The following is a 22,293-nucleotide window of genomic DNA, read 5'->3' on the forward strand; positions in this document are numbered from 1 at the left end:
AATTGATCACAAAATTAAGAGGATTAAATTTTATTTTCCAGTAAAGGTATAACTATTTACAGTTAATAAACCTCACCCCATTGAGCCAGTAAATATTCCAGTAAGTAGGTAAAACCATGTTGTTGTCTTAGTTTAATCTTGGTCAATCAAGTTGAAAATGCCTACTACTAAATGACCGCTTTGTCTTAACGCTTATCTCTAAAAATAGGAAAAAATCTCTAGCTCAAGAGGCTCTAGACAAATTTCCTGCTTACGCCTTGAGATAGACTTGTCTATTTTTCTCTAATCTCATTTACCCATAACAGGGTGAAAATTTCAGTGATGTGGAGGGAGTAAAATTGGCGCACCTAACATGAGGTAGGAATCTAGATGCCGCGTTGGAATTTTTAATTGGCTTGCCGCAGTCCGCACCAATAAAACTAGTAAGCAGGTTGGCATTAATATTTGTCATTGAGGCGAGCCAGAGGGCAGAAGCTAACAGGATTTGACGCTCTTAACATCTGCGGAGATGCCTTGGCTTATTTGTGCCTACTTACTTAGGGCAATTTGACGAAAATAACTATCCAGTTGAAAAAAATTAAAAAGCTTACCGTACAAGCTTTCTTTTCTCCTGCCTCCTTACACTTAGTTACTAACTTAGGCGAAGGTTTGGTTAGCAATTTGTCTCCTGTTAGACAATTTGGCGCTTGGCTTGAACAGCACTGTTATTATCGTGGTGAAATTACAATAGGCTTACATATCCTGAATTGGAGAGGTGTGTCAAGCAATACCAAACTTTAAAGCCTCACCCCGAACTTCTGTATTCAGCTTCCCTCTTTCGTAAACAACTTGACCCCCAACAATTGTCATCACCGGCCAACCGGTTAGACTCCAGCCTTCAAAAGGACTCCAGCCACATTTAGTTAAGAGTTCCTCCCGCAAAACTGGGCGGTAATTATCTAAATCCACCAGTACCAAATCGGCATCATAGCCAGGAGTGATCGCACCTTTTTTGGGGATCTGATAAGCCTCGGCAACTGCCGTAGACATCCAGTGAGATACTTGAGCAATCGTACAGCGCCCCTGCCTTGCCTGAGTTAGCATCAGCGGCAAAGATGTCTCTACTCCTGGCATTCCTGAAGGAGAGTTGGGGTAGCCTTTAGCTTTTTCCTCTAAGGTGTGGGGAGCATGGTCTGTAGCGATAAAATCAATAACACCATCCCAAAGTGCCTGCCAGAGAACTTCATTGTCGTGAGGCGATCGCAAAGGGGGATTCATCTGAGCGAGAGTGCCAATTTTGTCGTAAGCGCTAGTATTGAGTAACAAATGCTGCGGTGTTACTTCTGCTGTTACCCAACTAGGCTTATCCTGCCTTAATAAGTCGGCTTCTTCGGCAGTGGAAAGGTGAAGAATATGTAGGCGTCGCTGATATTTTTTAGACAGCAAGAGTGCTAATTTAGTAGCATTGAGCGCTGCTTGATTATCCTGAATTTGAGAGTGAATTGCTGGGTCAGTAATGCCAACAAATTCCTGACGCCGCTGGTTAATCCGGGCTTGGTCTTCAGCGTGAACAGCAATTAAGCGATCGCCTTGAGCAAAAATTGGCTCCAGTATTGCCTGATGATCAACTAAAAGATGACCGTGGGCTGATCCCATAAAAATCTTGATGCCGCAGGTAGGCTGGGCGTTGCGGAGATCTGGCAGGTTTTCTGGTGTTGCTCCAATAAAAAAGCCATAATTGACCAGGCACTTATCTGCTGCCCGCCGTAGCTTGTCATCAAGCGTCTCTTGAGTAATCGTCAGGGGGCGCGTGTTGGGCATCTCTAGAAAAGAGGTTACTCCGCCTTTAGCACAAGCACAACTGGCAGTAAAGAGGTCTTCTTTATGTTCCAGTCCAGGTTCCCGAAAATGTACCTGTGGGTCAATAACCCCCGGCAACAAAGTTAAACCGGCTGCGTCTATTTCCCTATCCCCAGAGATCTCTGAGGATGCTGAGATTTCTGGAGCAACTTGAACAATCTTTCGACCAGTAATTTGGACATCTCCCAAGAAAAACTCTCCATTGGGCAAGAGAATACGAGCATGGCGGAGTAACAGGCAGCGTTCAGAGGACATATTGAGGTGCTAAAATTCGACGGTAGTTCTTTAATTAACTTATATCTAGAGCTTTGTGCAGTTAAATCTAATCAACTATTTGTTTAAATTTTTGACCTAATTTGCCAATTATCAATTTTTTTCTTTGTGACTCCCTAGTAATTGCACTGTTATGACTCAGCGAGAAAATTCCTGGATAGAAGGATTTAAGACAGTTAGTTTGAGCCTCATTCTTGCCCTGGGAATTCGCAGCTTGGTGGCAGAAGCACGCTACATTCCTTCAGGTTCGATGCTGCCAACTCTACAGATTAATGACCGTTTGATTATTGACAAGTTAAGCTATCGCTTCACAGACCCCAAAAGAGGTGATGTTGTGGTGTTTAACCCAACCGAAACTCTCATGGAGCAAAATTTCAAAGATGCCTTTATCAAACGTGTAGTCGGGCTGCCTGGAGATCAGGTACAACTTAAGGATGGCAAAGTTTACATCAATGAGCAACCATTAGTAGAAAATTATATTAACGATCATCAGCAGACGGTTATTGATGTTTGCTTCTCTGCCCCTCAACCTCACTATCTGGAAAAGCCGATCACTGTACCACCCAATTCCTACTTAGTTTTAGGCGATAATCGTCAAAGTAGCTACGATAGCCGCTGCTGGGGTGTTGTACCCCGTGATAGAATCATCGGTCGAGCAGTAATACGCTTCTGGCCTCTTAATACCATTGGAGGATTAGACAAGAGTCCAATTTATCCTGCCAATTCTCCCGAAGGAGTGAGTCCATAAACACAAAAATGCTCAAAGTTACTGTCTTTGAAAACTTGGATTTAAGTTCGTACAGACTAGAGATAAGTAATCATTCTTTAGCTTTGATGGCATTAGTTAATAATCTGCCTTTTTTTACTTGACAAGTAAACAACTATGACTCATCGTGAAAATCCCTGGATAGAAGGAATAAAAACAGTTGCCCTAAGCGGCATTCTCGCCCTAGGGATTCGTAGCTTAGTTGCGGAAGCACGCTACATTCCCTCAGAATCAATGGTGCCAACTCTACAAATTAATGACCGGCTGATTATTGACAAGTTAAGTTATCGCTTCACCGACCCACAGCGAGGAGATGTGGTAGTGTTTATGCCACCTGATCAAGCAGGTCTTTGTCTAAACCCTCAGTCAAAAAAGCCAGTAGCCCCCAAGGAAGCTTTTATCAAGCGCATCATCGGGCTACCAGGAGAGACGGTAAAGGTTAAAGGAGAAAAGGTTTACATCAATGGGAAACCGCTTCAGGAAAAGTACATTAGCGAGCTTACCGACTACGATTATGGACCTGTTACTGTGCCAGATAACTCTTACCTAGTTTTAGGTGATAACCGCAACAATAGTTGCGATGGTCATTACTGGGGCTATGTTCCCCGTCAAAACATTATCGGTAAGGCAATCGTGCGCTTCTGGCCCCTAAATCGGATTGGTGCACTGGACAAAAGTCCTGTTTATCCCGCAGATAAAACATCGCAGAAGTAATAAAAGACTAAATCGGGTTGGCAAATTGGATCAGAACTCGGTTTATTGCGCAACCTTTTAGTGAGGAGAGCAAGAGAGGAAAAATTCGAGTTGCACCAACTTAGCCAACTTAAACTTAAGTGGAGCAACTAACCCTTATTGAAATAGAAAAAACAACGCTACAAATCATTTGCCCCTTGCTGCGTTCGGCTGAGCGCTTCTGTCGCCAACATTTAGCCATTTCATTTACTCCCTTTTCCCTTGATTTCCTTTGCCCCAAGGACACCAGATTTGCACAACGCTACCTGTTAAATGTTGCCCCAGCCAGGGTGTATTAGTAGAGCGAGATTTCAATGTATGCCTCTCTACTTTCCAAGTTTGCATAGGGTTAAAAAGAACTAGCTCCGCCGGTTGTCCAGGAGCCAGTTCTGCTGGGGTTTGTTGTAGACAAACTGCTGGACTGCTACTAAGCCGCTGCCACAATTGGATAGCTGACCAGTCGCCTTTCTCTACTAAATGGTGCCAAAGCAGGGATAAAGCTAGTTCTAGACCGATAGCACCTGCTGGAGCTTCAGCAAAAGCAACGGTTTTTTCTTCGTAGGTGTAAGGCGTATGGTCAATGGCGATCGCATCCAGAATTCCCTCCTGAAGACCCTGAATTAATCCGGCTTGGTCAGCGGGGTTCCCTAAGGGAGGTTCTAAACGTAAATGAGGGCTGTAACTCTCCAAGTCTCCGGTGTTGAGCAATAAATGCATCCAAGTGGTACTAGCTGTTACGGGCAATCCTTTTGCCTTGGCTTCCCCAATTAGCTCAACACCTCGACTAGTGGAGACACGCATCAGGTGTACTGGCGTGCCAAATACTGCTACGAGTTCCAAAATGGCGGCGATGGCGGCTGATTCTGCGATCGCAGGATTCCCCGGTAAACCTAAACGAATTGACTGTATGCCTTCTCGCATCACCCCGTTGCCAGTCAACAGAGGATCACAAGGCATGAGTGCTACTGATTTACCTAGAGGTTGTAGATATTCTAAAACTCGCCGCAGCAGTCCTAGATTCGAGAGTGGACGTCCATCTGCAAAACCCACCACACCAGCTGCTGACAACTCGGCAAGTTCGGTCATTTGCTGCCCCTTGGCACCCAAAGTAATTGCCCCCCAGCAATAAATCTGAGGCAAGACTTTTCCTTGTTGCCTTAAGGTGTGCTGACGCAGGCCGTCTAATCCACTGGGGTTGTCTAGCGGTGGTTTAATATCCGGCAAGATTGCTAGTCTGGTAAAGCCTCCATTGGCAGCAGCTTCCAGGAGTGACGACCAAGTTTCTCGTTCTTCGTATCCCGGTTCTCCAGAGTGGCTGTAAAGGTCTACTAGACCTGGCCCTAAAATTAAGCCTTGGCAATCCCGCACTGTTGTTTGGGCGGGTATTTCAGAAATTTTGGTTTCAACTGCTTTAATGATGCCTTCAGTAATCAGAACATCCGCCAGTTGGTCAGTCTCAGAAATTGGGTCTAAAACCCGGACTTGTTTAAGTAGTTCACTATTCATGCGGTTTAGGGATTGGCCCAAATTACCACATTAATCGACAGCCGCACCACTCGCTTTTTCAAAGTTGCTAATTTCTTCTTGGCGTTTTGCCAAAAGTTGTTGCCAAAGACTCAGTATAGCAGGAGAGTATCTCTTTTAAGCGGGGGAGAAGTCAACTATGAGGTTGGGGTGTGGAAACATCTTTATGTAAGACACTAGGGAAGCAGCAGACGTCTCAAGGGAGTAACCCTAAGGCATTGGGTAAAAATATTGAAGAGTTACCCGATGAATTTAGACCGCCAAAGGATGAGTTTGAGACTGAGTTAGAGTAATGAGAGTCATTAGAGCCTCATGAGTAAACAAGTACCTAAATTCGAGCCTACTCAGATAATCTCTCGTGCAGAAAGAATTGTGAAAGCTAACTCCAGCAGGCGCTGGGACACGGCTATACAAACGGTATTATATGTATGTTGTAGATTGCCTGAGCTATGTCCAAATTTGGGAAAAACTGAGCTTTTCTCGGAGGAATATTTAACTAAGTGGTTAAATAAATACTTCCAAGGATACGATCAAAGACCATCAAAGCGAGTTAGTAAAAAGATTGGTACTGTTCCTGATGAAATCATCAACCTGATCATTTCGACTCGCCTACCCTCCTTGGATCAGCAGGAAATTACTGCAATCAATTTTGCTCATCGCCTCTCAATGTCAGCAGAGAATATTCTCGGACTACTCTTAGAAGAATATCTTGCAGAGAAGTTATTGCCTTATGGCTGGTATTGCTGTTGGGGTGGAACGATGAAAAGTATTGACTTTTGCACCAAAAACTATGATTTGTTGCAGATTAAGAACCGCAGCAATTCTGAAAACAGTTCAAGCAGTAAGGTACGGCAAGGAACTCAAATCAAAAAATGGCATAGGGTTAATGCCATCACTGGGTCTTGTTATTGGGATAAATTGAATTCATTAGTGGGATGTAGAGAACTTTCCGAGTCTGATTTTTCTTTGTTTGTTAGAAAAGTCATCACGAATAATCCTGACGCCGTTTATATTGAAATTGGTAATATCTGGAAAAATTCAACAAACAATTAAATATTATTTTACTTTTAGGCAAAGAGCGAGAGCTGATAAAACTCCTCTTTTCCCCTAACTTTCTCTCCCTTAATCATTTTATAAATATGCTCTCCAATCGCTTTTCCCAGTAGCACTGGTACGGCGTTGCCGATTTGTCGATATTTTGAAGCAATCGAGCCATAAAAAACCCAGTCGTCGGGAAATGTTTGAATCCTGGCACATTCTCTGAGGCTTAGAGGGCGCAGTTCTTCTGGATGACACATGTCTGTAGCCTTCTGGTGCGGACTAGTCGTGACAGTGGGGGAAGGTTTGTCCCAAGACAGCCGACGGTAGAAGCCAACTTTGCCTCCTCCAGACTGGTAAGCACCTCCCATCGCTTCCTTCTTGAGTTCATCGGGTAAGTATCTCCAATTCTGACCCTCTTTTAGAAGTCTCAAGTACTTGAGACGACTCTCTGGATAAGGAATGTACTCTGACTGAGGATCGACGAAACCTGTAAGAGCATCTTTGAGGGTACGCCACGGAGGAAGACCACCAACACCGTCCTTTCCATAAGTAGGCATGGGAAGAGTAACTGGTAAACCCTCTCTCGAGGCAATGAATATAACTCGTTCCCTAGTCTGAGGAACACCATAGTCAGCTGCTTGTAGAAGGCTGGGCGTGCTAACACTGTATCCCAGACTATTCATTTCGGCGATTACTACTTGAAGTGCAGAACCAGGCATCTCATCTGCTTCTAGACAAGGATAATCTTTACCTCGCTGAGAGTGAGGTCTATGGCGGATTGGTGAAGAAAGGAGCCCTCTAACATTCTCCATTACGAAGAACCGTGGCTGAATTACTTCAACAATCCGTATAAATTCCTTGAATAGGCTTCCGCGAGGGTCGCCAACAGACATCCGTTTGCCTGCTGTACTAAAAGGCTGACAAGGAGGGCCACCAGTAACCAAATCGACCTCACCAGGACGCAGGGGTCTGCCCAGACCTAAGATACGTCCTCCTTCTTCTAGAAGAGTGTGGGGACTAACCTGCTGTATGTCCCTAGGCACAGCGCTTGCTTTAAGGTGTTCTCGGTTGAGAGCGATGGTTTTCGTCGCATCAGGATCGATTTCTACCACGCTTACGGTGTGGAAGCCTGCCTTTTCTAAGCCAAGATCTAGACCAAAAGCTCCGGCAAATAGACCAACAGATATTGGCTGATTGTTGATCATGGCTTTCTCCTATGACTGATGAAAGAACCTCACAATGCACCAGCCGCTGTCTTATCCAAAACGCCCCCAGATAGATGTGTAGTTATATTCATCGCTTGCAAAACTGGCCCTTTCTCTAAACCTTGGGGATAGTCAATTACGCTCACTGCACCATTACCTTGTTTAATACACCAGAAAGATTCTGGACTCAGACCCAAGATATAGCAGAGAATCACTTTGTTGATGGCGTCATGAGCTACTACCAAGACCGTTTTAAGTTCACTATCAGATACTGGCACTGATTTAACAATATCCTGCCAACAAGCAATGGCTCTATCCCAAACTTGCTGTAGATTTTCTCCCTCTGGCATCTGTACTGTTGCAGGTGCCTCTTTCCACTGAAGTAGTAAATCCCCGTACTCTTGGTTAATTTCTGACTCTAATTTTCCTTCCCACAGGCCGTGATTAATTTCTTGGAGCGGAGGTTGTAGTTCAAGCTTGATATTAGGATGAAATTTTAGTGCTATTTCCGCCGTTTCTTTGGGACGTAGCATAGGGCTGGTGACGGCAAAATCAATCGGCGTATCCTTGAGGAACTCAGCCACCATTTGCCCTTGTTGACGGCCATTATCGTTGAGCGGCACATCAATTCCCCCCTGAAAGCGAGAAACTCGGTTCCATTCCGTTTCACCGTGGCGCACCAGCAACAAACGTACACCCCGATTACCTCCTCGCGGTTTCGGCAAAGCTTCCCCCAAGTGAGAGGTTTGATTGAGGGACTCTAACTGCACACCATCACCCCAACCACCAGTAAAATTGAGGACGTTAATGCAACAGTTGGATTGCTGGATGGAATGGTAACCCTCTGGAGAAATACCGAGAGCAGAGCTAAGCAAACAGCGATTGATGCCGTTATGGGCGACGATCAGGAGTGAACCTCCCTGGTGACGGGCAAGAATTTCTTGCCAAAATTGCTGCGCTTGTTGATAAAGTGTCAGCACAGGGAAATGTTCCTTGGCTCCCTCTGGTGTAGAGATTGTCATGCAAAACTCGTGAGGGCGTTCTTTCCAGCAGCGGTAGTCCTCTGGGAATTTTTCGATTACTTCGGATTTTTGCAGCCTCTCCCAAAGTGGTAGATCAATTTCCATTAACTGGTCTACTACCTGCAAATTGGGAGCATCTGGCAGACTGGATAGAATAATCTCCGCTGTAGCCTTGGCTCGCTGTAAGGGAGAGCAGTAAACGGCATCAAACTTAAGGCTACTGAGAGCCGCACCGACTTGGTGAGCATCAGCATTACCTTTTTCTGTTAAAACTGACTCATCCAAGCGCCCTTGAACTCTTTGCTGGGTGTTGTAGGTACTTTGACCGTGACGCACGATAATAACGCGAGTAGCCAATCTTCCGATCCTCCGTTGCCAAGTATTTAGTGAAATTGTTCCCAGTTTTCACCCAAAGAGCGTTAGCATCCTTTGAGTATCTGCCAATGACAGGCTCATTTTAACTTGTCACTAGAACATCCGCCTCTTCGTGAGTGGCTTCACGAGTTTAATTGATTGGGCAAGGAGATGGGGAGAGCAAGTTAATCGTCTTTGGGCGCAGGTGTTAACCTGATCAAGGGATGGGCTGGAGCGAGCAATGCGATAATTGCAGTGAGATTCAACAAGGTAGCTGGTGAGAGGGTTCAATGACAATTAAGAGGGTGATTTTGGTTCTGCTGACGATTTTGGCGATCGTCAAAGTCAGTCTTTCTTTAGTGGCAAGCTGGAATCAGCCTCAGATTCAAAGTCGCTTGGAACTGTACCAAACTAACCTGCTACTCCATGCCGCCGAGTTGCAGGACAACCGTATCGACAAGGCAACACCAGAGGAATCACAGCCAGATTTGACTACTTTTCGAGAGGCTTTGATTGGTGCTGAACCTTTTGAAAATGCGCAACAGCAGTATCAAGAAGCACGACAAGAAGCTCGGACAAATCAGTCGAAAATCGTCGCTCAACTGCGAGAACTTGCTGCGCAAGAGGTAGCTCAACCTAGTGATGCTGCTGAACCTAACTTGCAATTTGCTCCGATTGACGATTCCCCTGCGACTGCGCAACGGCAGCAGTTACGAGAGTCGTTGGCTCAGGCACAACAGATAATCGATGAGTTAGAGCTAAATCTGGGCATTCTCCAAGTTCAACAAGGCAACACAGAGGCTGCAACTAAAACTTGGAGCGAGTTAATTGCTCAACAAAGCAGTGATAACACCTCGGCAACTGAGGCATCACTAGCAAAGACTGCTGCGGTTTTAATTGGTTTATGGAGTGATCCACCCCTCTTGCTACCGGATACAGGGACAACTATTGAAAAAAACTTGGAAAGCTGGTTCCGCTATCGCTCTTTGAGCAGGCTGTACGAAGTCCAAAAGCGCCAAGATGACCTATTATCTCTACAAGCCAAAGAACAAGAAATTGCTAAGCAAGCAACCTTAAAGTTAGGGCTGATTGCGGGAATACCAGGGTTTAGTGGTCTATTAGGTGTAGCACTTTTACTATTTTTAGTCATCCAGCGGCTACTTCAAGGTAAATCTTCGCTATTAGCTAGCAACGGTGATCAGTCTTGGGAGACGCCTTGGGATTGGGAAATTGTTTGGCAAGTGCTGATTGTGGGATTTTTCTTCATTGGTCAAATGTTGCTACCACTATTGTTTGGCCTGTTGGGGGTTAATCCTATTGAGTACAGTGTGCGCATGAAAGCATTCTACGTACTGTGTAGCTACCTGCTCATGGCAGCAGGTGGTCTATTAGTGCTTTACTTGTCGATCAAGGCATTTTTTCCTCTGTCTCAAGATTGGTTTAGCTTTAAGTGGAAAAGTAACTGGATTCTCTGGGGAGTAGGAGGATACTTAGTAGCACTGCCCTTAGTGGTGGTGGTGTCACTAATCAACCAAAAGCTATGGCAAGGACAGGGAGGCAGTAATCCTCTGTTGACGCTAGCTCTGGAAGGAAAAGATAATCTAGCGCTGTTGATATTTTTCCTCACTGCATCCGTGGCGGCACCAGTGTTTGAGGAGATGATTTTCCGAGGGTTTTTGTTACCTTCGTTAACTCGTTATCTGTCAGTTTGGGGAGCAATTATTGCTAGTGCTTTACTGTTTGCCATCGCTCACCTTAGTCTCTCTGAAGTACTCCCGCTAGCAACCTTAGGAATTGTCTTGGGTTTCGTCTATACGCGATCGCGCAATCTTCTAGCACCTATGTTGCTGCACGGTTTATGGAATAGTGGCACCTTGCTTAGCCTATTTATCTTAGGTAGTGGTTCTGTTTAATTAACCGCCTTATTGACAAGCTAGTAAAGTTTTTTACTGGAATTAGTCAACTAAAATAGTATTTAATTAGACAGTTGCCTGCAATCTCTAATTAATCAAAATCTCGGTACGGTTGCCAAGAGCAGTTAGGCTTCATTACAAATTGCCAAACACAAAATTGGTTGCTCAGCTGCTCTGATCAAGAATAATCTCAAGGATGTTTTTTTATTTTATTATTTTCAATTTAAATAATATTAAACACCTTAAATCTCTATCCCTGGAGGGATGTTTAAAAGCACGGGATTAAAAAAATAAACGATTTTAGGTTAATTGCCGTGGCTGTCGCCTAGCATCGAAGGGGAAAAGCCTCTGCTTTCCAGCTTTGAATCCTCCTAGTTATTATTCAGAATCTTAAATATGCAAGTTTCTCTAGATACTCCACAAACAACGGCTGAGATGCCCATTAAGACAATTGCTTTAGATGTCACAGGCATGAAATGTGCCGGCTGCGCTAGTGCAGTAGAAAGGCAGTTACAAGGTCATCCCGGCGTAGTTTCAGCCCGTGTCAATCTTGTGACAGAGGTGGCAGTTGTTGAATGTGAAGCTGGCACAGTTAGCCCGACAGCACTAGCTGAAAAATTAACTGCTAAAGGGTTTCCTTCTCAACCTCGTTCTGCTCAAAGCAGCAAGACGACTAATGATCAAGATCGCCTGACACCAGCGCAAAAGCATAAAGAACAAGCTCAAGAACAATTCCGGCGATTGGTCATTGCTGGCTCACTGGTTGTCCTCTCAACAGTAGGACATATTAGTCATTGGTTTGGCGGACCAATGCTGCCGTTGTTAAGCAATATTTGGCTACACTGGGGGCTGGCAACCGTGGCTTTGCTGGGGCCCGGGCGTTCAATTATCGTGGATGGCTGGCGAGGTTTGCAGCACGGGATACCCAACATGAATACCTTGGTTGGGTTAGGCACACTGACAGCGTACATCACTAGTTGTGTAGCATTGCTCTTCCCCGAACTAGGATGGGAATGCTTTTTTGACGAACCAGTAATGATGTTGGGTTTCATCTTACTAGGTCGTACCTTAGAGCAAAGGGCTAGGCATCGGGCTTCAGCTTCGCTAGAGTCACTGTTGGCTTTACAACCCCAAGTGGCGCGCTTAATTGGTAAATCAACCCCAGCAACTGCCTCTCAGGAAGGTAACGGCGATTTAGAACAATCAGGAATCGAAATTCCCGTTGAGCAAGTTCGTGTCGGTGAGTGGTTACGAGTCTTACCAGGAGAAAAGATTCCGGTAGATGGCGAAGTGCTTAAGGGTAGTTCAGCAGTTGACGAATCGATGCTGACAGGGGAACCCATGCCAGTATTCAAGGAAGCAGGAACTGCTGTTACGGCAGGCACTTTGAATCAGTCAGGAGTAATCCTCGTCAAGGCAACCCATACGGGAGAGGAGACGACGCTGGCGCAAATTGTAGCATTGGTTGAGGAAGCTCAAACTCGTAAAGCTCCGATACAACAGTTGGCGGATACGGTAGCTGGTTATTTTGCCTACGGAGTGATGGTAATCGCCTTGTTGACGTTCCTTTTCTGGTATCTGGTCGGAACCCAAATTTGGCCTGAGGTATTATCCCCAATGACCCAAATGGTGGGTCACAGTATGGCAATGCCAACTTCTCCTTTGCTGCTTTCCTTGAAACTAGCGATCGCAGTTTTGGTAATTTCCTGCCCCTGTGCTCTGGGGTTGGCGACACCAACAGCGATTCTGGTAGGTACTAGCCTTGGCGCAGAGCGGGGATTATTAATTAAAGGTGGCGACATCTTAGAAAGGGTTCAACAACTGGATACAGTCGTTTTTGACAAAACAGGTACTCTGACTAGCGGTTTCCCTTCTGTCACTGATTGTTTACTGATTGGAGAAGTGGGGCAATTAGAGTGCGCCGAACTTCTACAATTAGCAGCCGCTGTCGAAAGTGGAACCTCTCATCCCCTGGCTGCTGCAATTTGTACCGAGGCTAAGCAACGGCAGCTAAAAATGTTAGCTGCTCAAGATTTTTACACAGAACCGGGATTAGGAGTATCGGCTCTAGTAGAAAAACGCCGCGTGTTGCTGGGTAATGCCGACTGGTTGATCAAGCAGGGAGTGACTATTAGTAATGCAGCACTGCTTGAGGTGCAAGCACTGGTAGATGCGGGTAAAACCGTGGTTTACGTAGCAATCGATAGCGTGTTGGCGGGAGTGATCGGGGTGTGGGATGTTCCCCGAGACGATGCTCAAGAAACAGTAGAGTGCCTAAAAGAAATGGGCTTCCGAGTGATGTTGCTCACTGGTGATCAGCCCGATGCTGCCGCCAGTGTAGGCAAGAAAGTCTCGATGGAGCCGACTGATGTAATTGCTGGGGTTCGTCCCGAAGGCAAGGCATCGGCAATCGCTCAGTTGCAAGCCACTGGATGTAGGGTAGCTATGGTAGGAGATGGTATCAATGATGGTCCTGCTTTGGCGCAAGCAGATGTCGGCATTTCTTTGCATGCAGGAACCGATGTAGCTGTGGAAACAGCGGGAATTATTCTCATGCGCGATCGCTTACTAGATGTAGTTGAGTCAATTAAGCTTTCAAAGGCCAGTTTTAATAAAATTCGTCAGAATCTTTTTTGGGCATTTGGTTATAATTCCTTGGCAATCCCCGCAGCTGCAGGCGTTTTACTCCCGGCTTTTGGTTTTGTCCTGAGTCCTTCTGCCGCTGGGGCTTTAATGGCTTTAAGTTCTGTGAGTGTGGTCACCAACTCTCTGTTACTGCGCCATAGATGGCAATTAAAACTATAACTAAAGGTAAGTTTCTGATTGTTTCTCGACCCCTTTCTACGCTACTGATCACAGAGCTAATGTGTCAAAATAGAGGGTGACAAATTCTCACAACTCGGTGCCAACCAGGGTAAATTCAGAGTTTTTGCCTTTCTTTGAATTCAGGGGACTTGTCCATGGGGAGTCTATCCGATCAGCTCAACAAGTGTCTATGATTATCTATTAAGGGGACACCCGATTTACGGTCGATAATCAGGGTGCCTTTCCCGGAAGTTTAGGAAAGCTGGTGGAGAACTGTGTCAATGTGAGTAAGAAAGAGTATTTCTCTAAACTAACTGAATTCTCTATAACTGTTTTGCGATGCCTGCACAACCCTATCAAAACCATTTGTTAATCATTGAAGATGACAATGGTCGTAAAGAATTTGCCTTAGGAGAACCCGTTTATTCCATCGGCAGAGATCCTAGTTCTGATATCCGCCTGTATTCGCAGTTTGTCTCTCGCCGACATGCAACTCTAGTACTCAGAGAGAGGCAGGACGGTCATTATTATTACCGAATTGTCGATGGCAATCTCAAGGGTAAGCACAGTTCCAATGGACTGTTGATTAACGGGCGCAAATGCCAATCTCATGACCTCGAAGATGAAGATGAGATTATCTTCGGTCCTCAAGTGAGTGCCAAATATTACTTGCTTAAACGCGATGTTGTTCCCACTGGGCCACCACCAGATGAGTTCGATATTACCCTGATTAGCCCCAACATGATGTTTGAGAACCCAGAAGAATCAAGTCAGGGAAATTAAAAGCTGCAAAGAGATAGCTTCAAGGCAAGCCGGAGATCATCCGGCGACGCTTTCTACTAATTGCCAATGACGATTTTCGGTTACTGCTTCTTGAACCAGTTCAAACATCTGGCGACAGTGGTTATCAATTTGAAGAGGTAGCTCTTCATTTTTGATGACGAAATTCAGGCGCACTTCATCGGCTGTGACTGTTGACTTGTCGATTAAGACTTCCACAGTCACTAGTTTGGCAAAAGAAACATGACCGGGAATTTCCCGTGCCATCAGGTAATCCCCGGTGTCATAAATAATGTCGAAGTTGCAGGATTGCAAAACTTCAAATAGTGACTGCTGAAGATAATCGAGGGAAACCGCAACAGTAAAAGAACAAGTATAGCGAGCCATATATAACTAAGGGCTTCAGATAGCTAGACTCTCCTATCATATCGAACCTCTATTTAGGGTAGTGATCAGGAGCGCCAGAGGACAAACCGATGCTTGACTGTTATCGGCTAGGGGTATTTTAGCGGTTTAAAGGGTGATGTGGTATTTTCTCTTTGACAGACAATAAAGGGTGTTTATTGGTCTGCTCAATTGTACCTTACACATCTGGTAAATAAACCTTTGATGAGCTTCTAAGCGGCTGTTTTAGCCTAGTTGACACAAGTTACTGACTTGGGACGAGCAACTTGCTAGTGCAATGCTAATCTGGCTTAGTAGAACTGTAAAGGTTTTTTTGAGCGGCACTGATGAGGGCTGGGTATGCACGGTAGGCTGATTGTATTTGAAGGAGTAGAAGGCGGTGGCAAAACCACCCAACTGCGGCAATGTGGGGAATGGCTTCAAACTAGTGGTTTGCTGGAATCTTTGGGGAAAAAAGGCGAAAAAATTTCCGTGGTAGTCACAAGAGAACCGGGCGGAACGTCTTTAGGTCAAGGGTTGCGTCAGCTTTTGCTAGTTGAAGGGAGCGCTCAAGCAGATACCAACTCTCCAACCGCGCCTCTGCAAGACCGGACAGAACTTTTACTTTACGGTGCCGACCGAGCGCAGCATGTTGAAGAATTTATTAAGCCTCATCTGCGTCAGGGTGCAATTATTTTGTGCGATCGCTACACCGATTCTACAATTGCCTACCAGGGATATGGGCGAGGTCTTGATCTCGGTTTAATTCGTACCGTTAACCAAATTGCCACGGATGGCTTGGAAAGTGACCTCACTATCTGGCTGGATGTTGATGTTGAAGTGGGATTAAAGCGGGCGCAGCAACGAGGTAAGACTGACCGTATTGAAGAAGCTTCCTGGGAATTTCACCAGCGAGTACAGCAAGGTTTTAGAGCTTTGCATCAACAACATCCCCAGCGAATTGTGCAAGTTAATGCTAACTGCTCTCAGTCAGAGGTACATGCCTCAATTCAAGAAATTTTGCGCCAACGTTTGAGTCTATGGTTTCAGCAGCTTTCGCGGGCGTAGTAGGTCAGGAGCAAGCGATCGCGCTCTTAGAAGGGGCAGTCGCTACTAGTCGCGTTGCTCCTGCCTATCTGTTTGTCGGTTGTCCTGGTGTAGGTAGGACTCTGGCGGCACGCGCTTTCATCGAACTGTTGTTTTCTCAGGATATTCCTGAGGACGAGCAGCCCTTGCTACGTAGACGCCTACAGCAGGGCAACCATCCAGATCTGCTCTGGGTGGAGCCAACTTACCTCCACAACGGGATACGTTTGTCAGCTAGCCAAGCAGCTCAAAAAGGTCTTCAGCGCAAAGCACCTCCCCAAATTCGCTTAGAACAAATTAGAGAAATTGGTCAGTTTCTCAGTCGTTCTCCTCTTATCGCCGAGCGGCAAATGGTTGTGCTAGAACAAGCAGAAACCATGGCAGAGGCGGCAGCAAATGGTCTGCTCAAGACTCTCGAAGAACCGGGACAAGCAACATTGATTTTAATTGCACCCAGTGCCGAGTCTTTGTTGCCAACATTAGTTTCTCGCTGCCAGCGGATTCCTTTTTATCGACTAGGGCAACAAGAAATGGCAGCAGTGTTGCAAGAAACAGGTCATCAAGAAATTCTCCAAGAGGCGTCAGTCTTGGCAATCGCTCAAGGCAGTCCTGGAGAAGCCATTTCATCTTTGGCTCAACTACAAGCAATTTCCCCCAAGTTAAGAGATAGTTTACTCAGGTTTCCCCAGACGCCACGTCAGGCTCTAGAACTAGCCAAGGAAATCGACAAAACCTTAGATCTAGAGACCCAACTATGGTTAGTGGATTATCTACAGCACAGTTACTGGCTCTCTCAGCATCACTCAGGTATCATTTTGCAGCTAGAGAAAGCTCGAAAGTATCTCCTCAGCTACGTCCAACCAAGACTTGTCTGGGAAGTGACATTGTTGGAGTTATTGGCATTGACTAAATCTAGGTAGAGGAAATCGCTCTAGCAGAACTCCGTTAGTTGAGCATCTCATGCCTTGAAACTTGAAGAACTAGGAAAATTTGGCAGTTTTGCTAGGTAAGGGAGTTCTAGTCGCCTAACTTAAATAGTTATCATGAATAAGCAAATTATCTATGCATAAAACTGGTAACCTGGCTCTCCTTTCCTCTTCTAGGTTTTCCCTACTTTCTAGTATCATGAAAATAGACTACAAACAGTTTCAAGCATTTAAGAATCTCGATAAGACCCAGACAAAAAGCTTTATCGAGGATTGTCAGCGGGTAAAAATTCCTTTGGGTCACCGTCTAGTGCAACAGAACTCCCGTGGAGAGAAAATCTTTTTTGTCTTGGAGGGAGAGGTTCGTGTCTTCCTCGACACCACAACTGGAGAACAGGAATTAGCTAAGCTTGCAGCGCCAACGGTGCTGGGAGAAATGAGTTTTTTCAGTGGTGAGTACAATTCTGCCACTGTAACGGCTCTGACTGAGGTGCGTGCTTTACTAATGCCGTTTAAAGTATTACGCCAGAATCTACAAAATGGTGACTCTGCCTCCTCAATTGTCGTACTGAACATGGCAGTAGAAATTGCCCAGAGAGCCTCAGCAATGGCACGTAAAATCGCTGAGCTTCACAATAGTCAGCCCGATGCCAAACTCTCAGAACTTAGAGATACTAGTAAGAGTCTTTTTGGAGAATGGAGCTTTTTGTAAATTTGGCTTTGATCTCTATCTCAGCCTAAAATTCCACACCCATTTTGGGCAAAATCATTAACCGTGTCTTCGGATAACTCATGGGTAGTCATTGCCTGCAACAAACTCAAAGGCACCGTGAGATGATGCGCTCCTGCTTTCAGTGCTGCCGCTGCTTCCTCGGGTGATTTGAGACTTGCTGCCAAAATCTCTGTATTACTACCCCTGAGTACACTTGCCATGTCTCTTACTAAAGCTAAACCGTCACCCAAAAGCCTGGTGGCACGATTGACATAGGCGATCGCATATTTTGCTCCGGCTTCTCGCGAGACAGCAGCCTGAGCCCCACTATAAATTGCTGTTACGGCACAGGGAATTTCTCGTGACAGGCAAGCTACCGCTTGGAAGCCGATTGTAGTTGCTGGCACTTTGAGTACAGTTTTCTCACCAATAATTTTATAGGCCGCCCGCCCTTCGGTCAGCATACCATCGAAATCAGACGCCATCAGTTGATAATAAAGCTCACCTGGACTGATTTGAGCCAACTGTTTTAGCGTTGTCTCTGGTGATAGATCGCTTTTTGCTAACAGCGTTGGATTGGTGGTGATGCCTTTAACCCATCCCAGTTTCTCTGCCGCTTGGGCTTCACCAACTAAGGCCGAGTCAAGATAAATCACAATGGCTTTACTTTAATGCGAGGAGATCAAATCATAGAGTAACACTACATTACTTACCTTGAGGACTTCTTTAGATAGATTTAGCAGAGCTCAAAGCTATTGCAATGACCTCTAGCTTTACAAAAAAAACGCCCTCTTGTCTGCATCAAGAAGGTGTTCGGTCATATTGAAGGAGTGATAGAGTCATTCATCTTTTTTCCTCGTGGAGACCCCCGATAGAAACGAGGCGGATATATCGAAGCAAAGCGAGTGCCGCCAAAGTTTTAGCGGCGGGAGGAAACGAGGGATATTTTACGGGGTTCAATACCCCTAAAATATCCAAATCACTGTGCATATGAATAACCGTCCTTTTTGTGAATGTGTTTGCAGTATTTGTGACTAATTCCTTGAACCAGTCCTTCTTTTGCCGAGATATTGAAGCTACCTGTGGCGCGAGTGGCTACACGCCCAACGTAAGTTCCAATCTTTTTGCCAGAAGTGACGACAGCTTTAACGATGTCACCAGTCTGAAAGCCTTTGTGAAATTTTGTTCTGGAGCAATAACGACTAGGAAACCCAAACTTGTCAGTACGGCACTGTTGGCGGGTTCCATGACCTTTGGCAGCAATCAATAGAGGTTTAACGCCTGATGTGATTAACTGCTCTGGGGTTGAAGCTCCAACACAGGCAGCATCCCAGTAATGAGTTTTGTCTAAACATCGGATAGTGCGGTTGTACTTGGTGCGACCACCCGTGCTAACTTCCACAGGCAAACCTGTTTTTTTGAGGTTCTCGTACAGGTTCCATCGGGTTGCATTGACGGCGGCTGCATCAGCCAAAGGTCTTTTGGTTTGTGCCAAGATCCGTTTGAGCAGATCAGGTTTACCTTTGAGAAAATCCTCAATGTCTTGATTCCCCTTTTTCTGATTACAGGGAACACAGGCTAAACAAAGGTTGCTGACACGGTTAGAACCCCCTTTTGAGCGAGGTTTAATATGCTCAATCTCAAGTTTGCTGTTTTTTGCCCCACAGTAGGCACAGGTTCTCTTCCACTTTTCGAGCAAAAACTCACGGATTTCGTAACCCGCCAAAGTTCCCTGCTGATAGCCGACTCCGCTAATTTCTGAGTCTTCTATTTGCTGAGTGTCAAATCTAACCAACTCTTGAGAAATGGCAGTAACTTGGCACAAGTCCGACAACCGCCTAACCCAAGTCAGAATGTTGGCAACTCTGCTATTTAGAGATGGTGGTAGCCATCCTTTGGGGCGAGTCCGATTCAAGAACCTCGGCTTGCGGTAACGAGTTTTGCGATTACGGCGTGAGCCTCTTAACTGACGACGGGATGTTAAAGCATCTCTAATTTGAAACCCACGATGCTGTAATTCTGCTACCCAAACAACCTCACCAGTACTGTCGTTGACTATTGCAAGTCCAGTGCTTTTCGCCCCTGGGTCAATCTTGACTCGAAGTGGATCAATTTTTGGGGTTAACACCTCCTTTTTTAGTATCAGAGTGAAGGGATACTGCCGGAAAATTGCAGCTTTGCCTTGAGATAACAGCATTCTTGCTCTACCTGGATGGATAGGATTAAGAGGCTGCTTGTTAGTGCCTAAAACAAAAACTTTACTCACGAATGAGTCTCCTTGCGGGTAATGTTAGCCTTGACAATGTTTTAGAAGTTTGTGGCGTCAACGACACTGGCTTCGACCCGATATGCCTGTGTTAACCTAAGCCGCCCCGTCACCAGGGCGACTCGGCTTCAGAACCGGACGTGAAAATTTCTTTTCATCCGGCTCCTCAGTGGTATGGTGCTTATCCAATTGCAGACCTACAGCTTTATCATCCTTAGCTGTTTTCAAATCGTGGCAGTGTCGATGGAGCATTTGTAGATTTTTGTATTCATCCTTTCCACCTTTCGATTTGGGGATTTTATGGTCTATTTCTAATACGTCTCCATCTTTGAAATACATTCCACAGTAGGTACATTTCCCTTTTTGCTTCTTCAGGAGTGTTGCCACTCTAGTTGTTGCTTCAGGGTGGTTACCCATTCTTGTACTCCAGTAAATTAGGTTGCCATCGTATGGGCTGGCATCGCCTTTAACCTTGTTGTGCCGGACTATAGGAGTTGCAGCATATTTTAGTAACCGCTTCGGGTTTTTACCCTCTTGCTTGGTTGCGAATACCCAATTGTCACCGCCAATAGTTTGCCAGTATTTTTTGGCTATCCATTCCCCCGACTTGTTAGGGTGGCGGCGTTTTGCCCAGGCTCGGAGTTTTTGGTACACATGGTTATCTAATTGTGTGTAAGTTTCTTTGCTACACACGCTTGAGTAGTAGTTTGCCCATCCTCTTATGATTGAATTTAGATTTGCAATTAACGCCGTTTGTGGCGCTGACTTATGGGCGTTGATGACACTACATACTCGGTTGTAATGTACCTTTTGTTTCTCTTTGCTTGGGGTAATGATTGGCTTGAATCCTAGCAGTTCACCCTTTGTGTCTTTTCCCGAATGATGTTTAGACACTCGGTACTGTCTGATATTGAACCCAAGGAAATCGAATCCTGGGTTTTTGCCTTCATACTCGTTTAGAGTATGAAGCATCTGGGTTTTACTAGGCTTCAATTCCAAACCCATGCCTTTTAACCATTCGGAGATTATCTCCTTGCATCTTTGGACAACAGATTCTTCTTTGTGGAGAATCACAAAGTCGTCGGCGTAACGGATAAGCTGAGGGGAGGAAAAGTAAACCCCTTTTACTGACTTCTCAGGAAAAGTCTGTTTTATCCGATTTTCCATACCGTGGAGGGCAATATTTGCTAGTAGCGGAGAGATGACCCCTCCCTGTGGTGTACCCTCAGATGTTGGAAATAGCTGCTTATCATCCATTACTCCCGCTTTAAACCATGCTCGAACTTGTCGGCGTATGGTGGGGAATGTATTTAATTTTATGAGCAGCGCTTTATGGTCAATGCAATCGAAGCACTTGGCAATATCGGCATCCAGCACATATTTGGCTTTGGCGTTGATTGCTTTAAAAATTGCTTCTATTGCATCTTGGCATGAGCGTCCTGGTCGGAACCCGTATGAATTAGGTTCAAATTTAGCCTCCCATTCTGGCTCAAGAGCCAGTTTGACTAAGGCTTGCAAAGCGCGGTCATTCATTGTCGGGATGCCCAACGGTCGCTTCTCATCCTTTCCAGGTTTTGGTATCCATACACGCCTGGTAGGAGCGACTTTTGAGCCTAATTTTAATTCGGCAACCAGAGTGAGACGTTGCTTTGGAGTTAGGGATTTGACCCCATCTACACCCGCCGTCTTCTTCCCCATGTTGTCTTGTGTAACCCGTCTAACCGCTAAACACTTTGCTGACCAAGACTTCATTAGCATCTTCTGGAGTCTGCGTACTGCTTTGACATCACCACGACTAGAGGCTTTGTAGATTCTTTTTTGCAACTTATAGACTTTTCGCTCAAGCTTTTGCCAAGGGATAGTCTTCCATTCCACCGTAGTTTTTACACTCGTTTTAGACATATTCATTGCTACTGGGACTCCACATTCCCTATCACCGTGAGTCTGTTAGCATATCCTCGCCATTACAGTGAGGCGTTCGCTTCTGACTCAATCCCGCCTACTCGCAGCATCCGGTTAGCACCTGCTCAGAGAATCGACCACCCTGAGAGCATACGAGAGGTTACTTCGTTCCTGATAGCCATTATTTGGAACCTTTAGAGCGATGCTATCCACCGGGTTTATATTGGGAGTGTTATTGGTCGAGATTAAAATCGCCAACCCCTTATCCTTTGCCTTTTGGCTCCAGCGTAAAAAGCCTTATTTCGCTGGTTGGTCATTACGATGGTTCTGATACATCTTCACTTTCGTTACTCATGGATTCTTGCTCGTCGGGAACCAACTTAGGCTGTCAGTCTACCCGTCTTTTCATCCCGCTTCAGGCTTTGATGGCTAGTCGCAAACCTGGGGATGATGCTTTTACCCCTACACCTGGGGGAGCAGGACTTGAGTTTTCTAGGGTACTTGCTCTCACCTGCATGGCTATCAAGTTGTCAAGGTTCTGTTTGGGTTGCCCCTTTCTTTTCCTTGCCTCTCATCTCTCCATTGCTGGATTTCGAGAGAACGAATCGCACTTAATCGTTGACCACAGAGCTACAGACTGGCTACGTATCCGTAGGTGTGATGGCTTCTAAAACGGAGTACACAAGGTACTTAGTCGGGTAAACTTTAGGCTTTTCTTCAAAGCCCCCGCTAGATTCGGTACTCCGAATTAGCGGCGGGTAGT

At 45.6% G+C, this 22,293-nt stretch carries 19 protein-coding genes; 11 read left to right on the top strand and 8 right to left on the bottom strand.

The genetic code is table 11. The features are described 5' to 3' along the window. Positions 1 to 759: 759 nt before the first annotated feature. Positions 760 to 2,094, bottom strand: a complete 1,335-nt coding sequence (locus ACT7WV_RS19460) for a dihydroorotase (protein ID WP_445104478.1) — start codon at positions 2,092 to 2,094, stop codon at positions 760 to 762. Positions 2,095 to 2,245: 151 nt separating this feature from the next. Here ACT7WV_RS19460 and lepB (ACT7WV_RS19465) point away from each other — a divergent pair, with 151 nt between their 5' ends. Together lepB (ACT7WV_RS19465) and lepB (ACT7WV_RS19470) are read left to right on the top strand one after the other, a co-directional pair. After that, complete coding sequence (gene lepB / locus ACT7WV_RS19465) at positions 2,246 to 2,860, top strand: signal peptidase I (protein ID WP_445104479.1); 615 nt, start codon at positions 2,246 to 2,248, stop codon at positions 2,858 to 2,860. Positions 2,861 to 2,995: 135 nt separating this feature from the next. Then, the gene (lepB, locus tag ACT7WV_RS19470; protein ID WP_445104480.1) at positions 2,996 to 3,592 is read left to right on the top strand and encodes a signal peptidase I; all 597 of its coding nucleotides are present in this window, start codon (positions 2,996 to 2,998) and stop codon (positions 3,590 to 3,592) included. Between the two features lie 225 nt (positions 3,593 to 3,817). On the opposite strand, the gene ACT7WV_RS19475 is transcribed toward lepB (ACT7WV_RS19470), so the two are convergent. Next, complete coding sequence (locus ACT7WV_RS19475) at positions 3,818 to 5,116, bottom strand: dihydroorotase (RefSeq protein WP_445104481.1); 1,299 nt, start codon at positions 5,114 to 5,116, stop codon at positions 3,818 to 3,820. A gap of 170 nt (positions 5,117 to 5,286) precedes the next feature. On the opposite strand from ACT7WV_RS19475, the gene ACT7WV_RS19480 reads away from it, so the two are divergent. Together ACT7WV_RS19480 and ACT7WV_RS19485 are read left to right on the top strand one after the other, a co-directional pair. After that, positions 5,287 to 5,427, top strand: coding sequence for a hypothetical protein (locus ACT7WV_RS19480; RefSeq protein ID WP_445104482.1), 141 nt, complete (start codon positions 5,287 to 5,289; stop codon positions 5,425 to 5,427). A gap of 19 nt (positions 5,428 to 5,446) precedes the next feature. Next, entirely contained in the window at positions 5,447 to 6,187 is a 741-nt protein-coding gene (locus ACT7WV_RS19485; protein WP_445104483.1) for a SinI family restriction endonuclease, read from the top strand. A gap of 14 nt (positions 6,188 to 6,201) precedes the next feature. Here ACT7WV_RS19485 and ACT7WV_RS19490 read toward each other — a convergent pair whose 3' ends face one another. Both ACT7WV_RS19490 and ACT7WV_RS19495 read right to left on the bottom strand, forming a co-directional pair. Next, positions 6,202 to 7,380, bottom strand: coding sequence for a DNA cytosine methyltransferase (locus ACT7WV_RS19490; protein WP_445104484.1), 1,179 nt, complete (start codon positions 7,378 to 7,380; stop codon positions 6,202 to 6,204). A gap of 29 nt (positions 7,381 to 7,409) precedes the next feature. Then, positions 7,410 to 8,759, bottom strand: coding sequence for a histidine phosphatase family protein (locus ACT7WV_RS19495; protein WP_445104485.1), 1,350 nt, complete (start codon positions 8,757 to 8,759; stop codon positions 7,410 to 7,412). Positions 8,760 to 9,046: 287 nt separating this feature from the next. Here ACT7WV_RS19495 and ACT7WV_RS19500 point away from each other — a divergent pair, with 287 nt between their 5' ends. The 3 genes from ACT7WV_RS19500 to ACT7WV_RS19510 all read left to right on the top strand — a co-directional run bounded on the left by ACT7WV_RS19500 (position 9,047) and on the right by ACT7WV_RS19510 (position 14,257). Next, positions 9,047 to 10,669 carry a CPBP family glutamic-type intramembrane protease gene (locus tag ACT7WV_RS19500; RefSeq protein ID WP_445104486.1) on the top strand — a complete coding sequence of 541 codons (1,623 nt, stop codon included), beginning with the start codon at positions 9,047 to 9,049 and terminating at the stop codon, positions 10,667 to 10,669. Positions 10,670 to 11,065: 396 nt separating this feature from the next. Next, positions 11,066 to 13,474 (top strand): heavy metal translocating P-type ATPase, encoded by a 2,409-nt coding sequence (locus ACT7WV_RS19505; RefSeq protein WP_445104487.1) that lies wholly within the window; start codon positions 11,066 to 11,068, stop codon positions 13,472 to 13,474. Between the two features lie 339 nt (positions 13,475 to 13,813). After that, complete coding sequence (locus tag ACT7WV_RS19510) at positions 13,814 to 14,257, top strand: FHA domain-containing protein (protein WP_445104488.1); 444 nt, start codon at positions 13,814 to 13,816, stop codon at positions 14,255 to 14,257. A 36-nt stretch (positions 14,258 to 14,293) separates the two neighbouring features. On the opposite strand, the gene ACT7WV_RS19515 is transcribed toward ACT7WV_RS19510, so the two are convergent. Beyond that, positions 14,294 to 14,641: a hypothetical protein gene (locus ACT7WV_RS19515; RefSeq protein WP_445104489.1), complete on the bottom strand. Its 348-nt coding sequence runs from the start codon at positions 14,639 to 14,641 to the stop codon at positions 14,294 to 14,296. 357 nt (positions 14,642 to 14,998) lie between these two features. Here ACT7WV_RS19515 and tmk point away from each other — a divergent pair, with 357 nt between their 5' ends. From tmk to ACT7WV_RS19530, 3 genes are all read left to right on the top strand, one after another. Next, positions 14,999 to 15,706 (top strand): dTMP kinase, encoded by a 708-nt coding sequence (gene tmk / locus ACT7WV_RS19520; RefSeq protein ID WP_445104490.1) that lies wholly within the window; start codon positions 14,999 to 15,001, stop codon positions 15,704 to 15,706. Next, complete coding sequence (locus ACT7WV_RS19525) at positions 15,679 to 16,644, top strand: DNA polymerase III subunit delta' (RefSeq protein ID WP_445104491.1); 966 nt, start codon at positions 15,679 to 15,681, stop codon at positions 16,642 to 16,644. Before tmk ends, ACT7WV_RS19525 begins: the two co-directional genes overlap by 28 nt. A gap of 205 nt (positions 16,645 to 16,849) precedes the next feature. Beyond that, positions 16,850 to 17,362: a Crp/Fnr family transcriptional regulator gene (locus ACT7WV_RS19530; RefSeq protein ID WP_445104492.1), complete on the top strand. Its 513-nt coding sequence runs from the start codon at positions 16,850 to 16,852 to the stop codon at positions 17,360 to 17,362. A 20-nt stretch (positions 17,363 to 17,382) separates the two neighbouring features. On the opposite strand, the gene ACT7WV_RS19535 is transcribed toward ACT7WV_RS19530, so the two are convergent. The 3 genes from ACT7WV_RS19535 to ltrA form a co-directional block, all read right to left on the bottom strand. Next, complete coding sequence (locus ACT7WV_RS19535; RefSeq protein WP_463424188.1) at positions 17,383 to 18,018, bottom strand: transaldolase family protein; 636 nt, start codon at positions 18,016 to 18,018, stop codon at positions 17,383 to 17,385. A gap of 323 nt (positions 18,019 to 18,341) precedes the next feature. Beyond that, positions 18,342 to 19,628 (bottom strand): RNA-guided endonuclease IscB, encoded by a 1,287-nt coding sequence (gene iscB, locus ACT7WV_RS19540; RefSeq protein ID WP_445103098.1) that lies wholly within the window; start codon positions 19,626 to 19,628, stop codon positions 18,342 to 18,344. Between the two features lie 96 nt (positions 19,629 to 19,724). After that, a complete protein-coding gene (ltrA, locus tag ACT7WV_RS19545; RefSeq protein ID WP_445105584.1) occupies positions 19,725 to 21,530 on the bottom strand; it encodes a group II intron reverse transcriptase/maturase in 1,806 nt (601 codons plus the stop codon). Positions 21,531 to 21,883: 353 nt separating this feature from the next. Between ltrA and ACT7WV_RS19550 the strand changes: the two genes are divergently transcribed. Further along, a complete protein-coding gene (locus ACT7WV_RS19550) occupies positions 21,884 to 22,201 on the top strand; it encodes a hypothetical protein (RefSeq protein WP_445103097.1) in 318 nt (105 codons plus the stop codon). The last annotated feature ends 92 nt before the right edge of the window (positions 22,202 to 22,293 follow it).

Source organism: Symploca atlantica LB2515, assembly GCF_052546295.1.

Excerpts from the sequence above, each read along its gene's own strand:
- ACT7WV_RS19510 (WP_445104488.1), top strand. The coding sequence starts at position 13,814 with ATGCCTGCACAACCCTATCAAAACCATTTGTTAATCATTGAAGATGAC.
- ACT7WV_RS19485 (WP_445104483.1), top strand. The coding sequence starts at position 5,447 with ATGAGTAAACAAGTACCTAAATTCGAGCCTACTCAGATAATCTCTCGT.
- ltrA (WP_445105584.1), bottom strand. The coding sequence starts at position 21,530 with ATGTCTAAAACGAGTGTAAAAACTACGGTGGAATGGAAGACTATCCCT.
- ACT7WV_RS19515 (WP_445104489.1), bottom strand. The coding sequence starts at position 14,641 with ATGGCTCGCTATACTTGTTCTTTTACTGTTGCGGTTTCCCTCGATTAT.
- ACT7WV_RS19460 (WP_445104478.1), bottom strand. The coding sequence starts at position 2,094 with ATGTCCTCTGAACGCTGCCTGTTACTCCGCCATGCTCGTATTCTCTTG.
- tmk (WP_445104490.1), top strand. The coding sequence starts at position 14,999 with ATGCACGGTAGGCTGATTGTATTTGAAGGAGTAGAAGGCGGTGGCAAA.
- ACT7WV_RS19475 (WP_445104481.1), bottom strand. The coding sequence starts at position 5,116 with ATGAATAGTGAACTACTTAAACAAGTCCGGGTTTTAGACCCAATTTCT.
- ACT7WV_RS19505 (WP_445104487.1), top strand. The coding sequence starts at position 11,066 with ATGCAAGTTTCTCTAGATACTCCACAAACAACGGCTGAGATGCCCATT.
- ACT7WV_RS19530 (WP_445104492.1), top strand. The coding sequence starts at position 16,850 with ATGAAAATAGACTACAAACAGTTTCAAGCATTTAAGAATCTCGATAAG.
- ACT7WV_RS19525 (WP_445104491.1), top strand. The coding sequence starts at position 15,679 with ATGGTTTCAGCAGCTTTCGCGGGCGTAGTAGGTCAGGAGCAAGCGATC.
- ACT7WV_RS19490 (WP_445104484.1), bottom strand. The coding sequence starts at position 7,380 with ATGATCAACAATCAGCCAATATCTGTTGGTCTATTTGCCGGAGCTTTT.
- ACT7WV_RS19550 (WP_445103097.1), top strand. The coding sequence starts at position 21,884 with ATGGATTCTTGCTCGTCGGGAACCAACTTAGGCTGTCAGTCTACCCGT.
- lepB (WP_445104480.1), top strand. The coding sequence starts at position 2,996 with ATGACTCATCGTGAAAATCCCTGGATAGAAGGAATAAAAACAGTTGCC.
- lepB (WP_445104479.1), top strand. The coding sequence starts at position 2,246 with ATGACTCAGCGAGAAAATTCCTGGATAGAAGGATTTAAGACAGTTAGT.
- ACT7WV_RS19500 (WP_445104486.1), top strand. The coding sequence starts at position 9,047 with ATGACAATTAAGAGGGTGATTTTGGTTCTGCTGACGATTTTGGCGATC.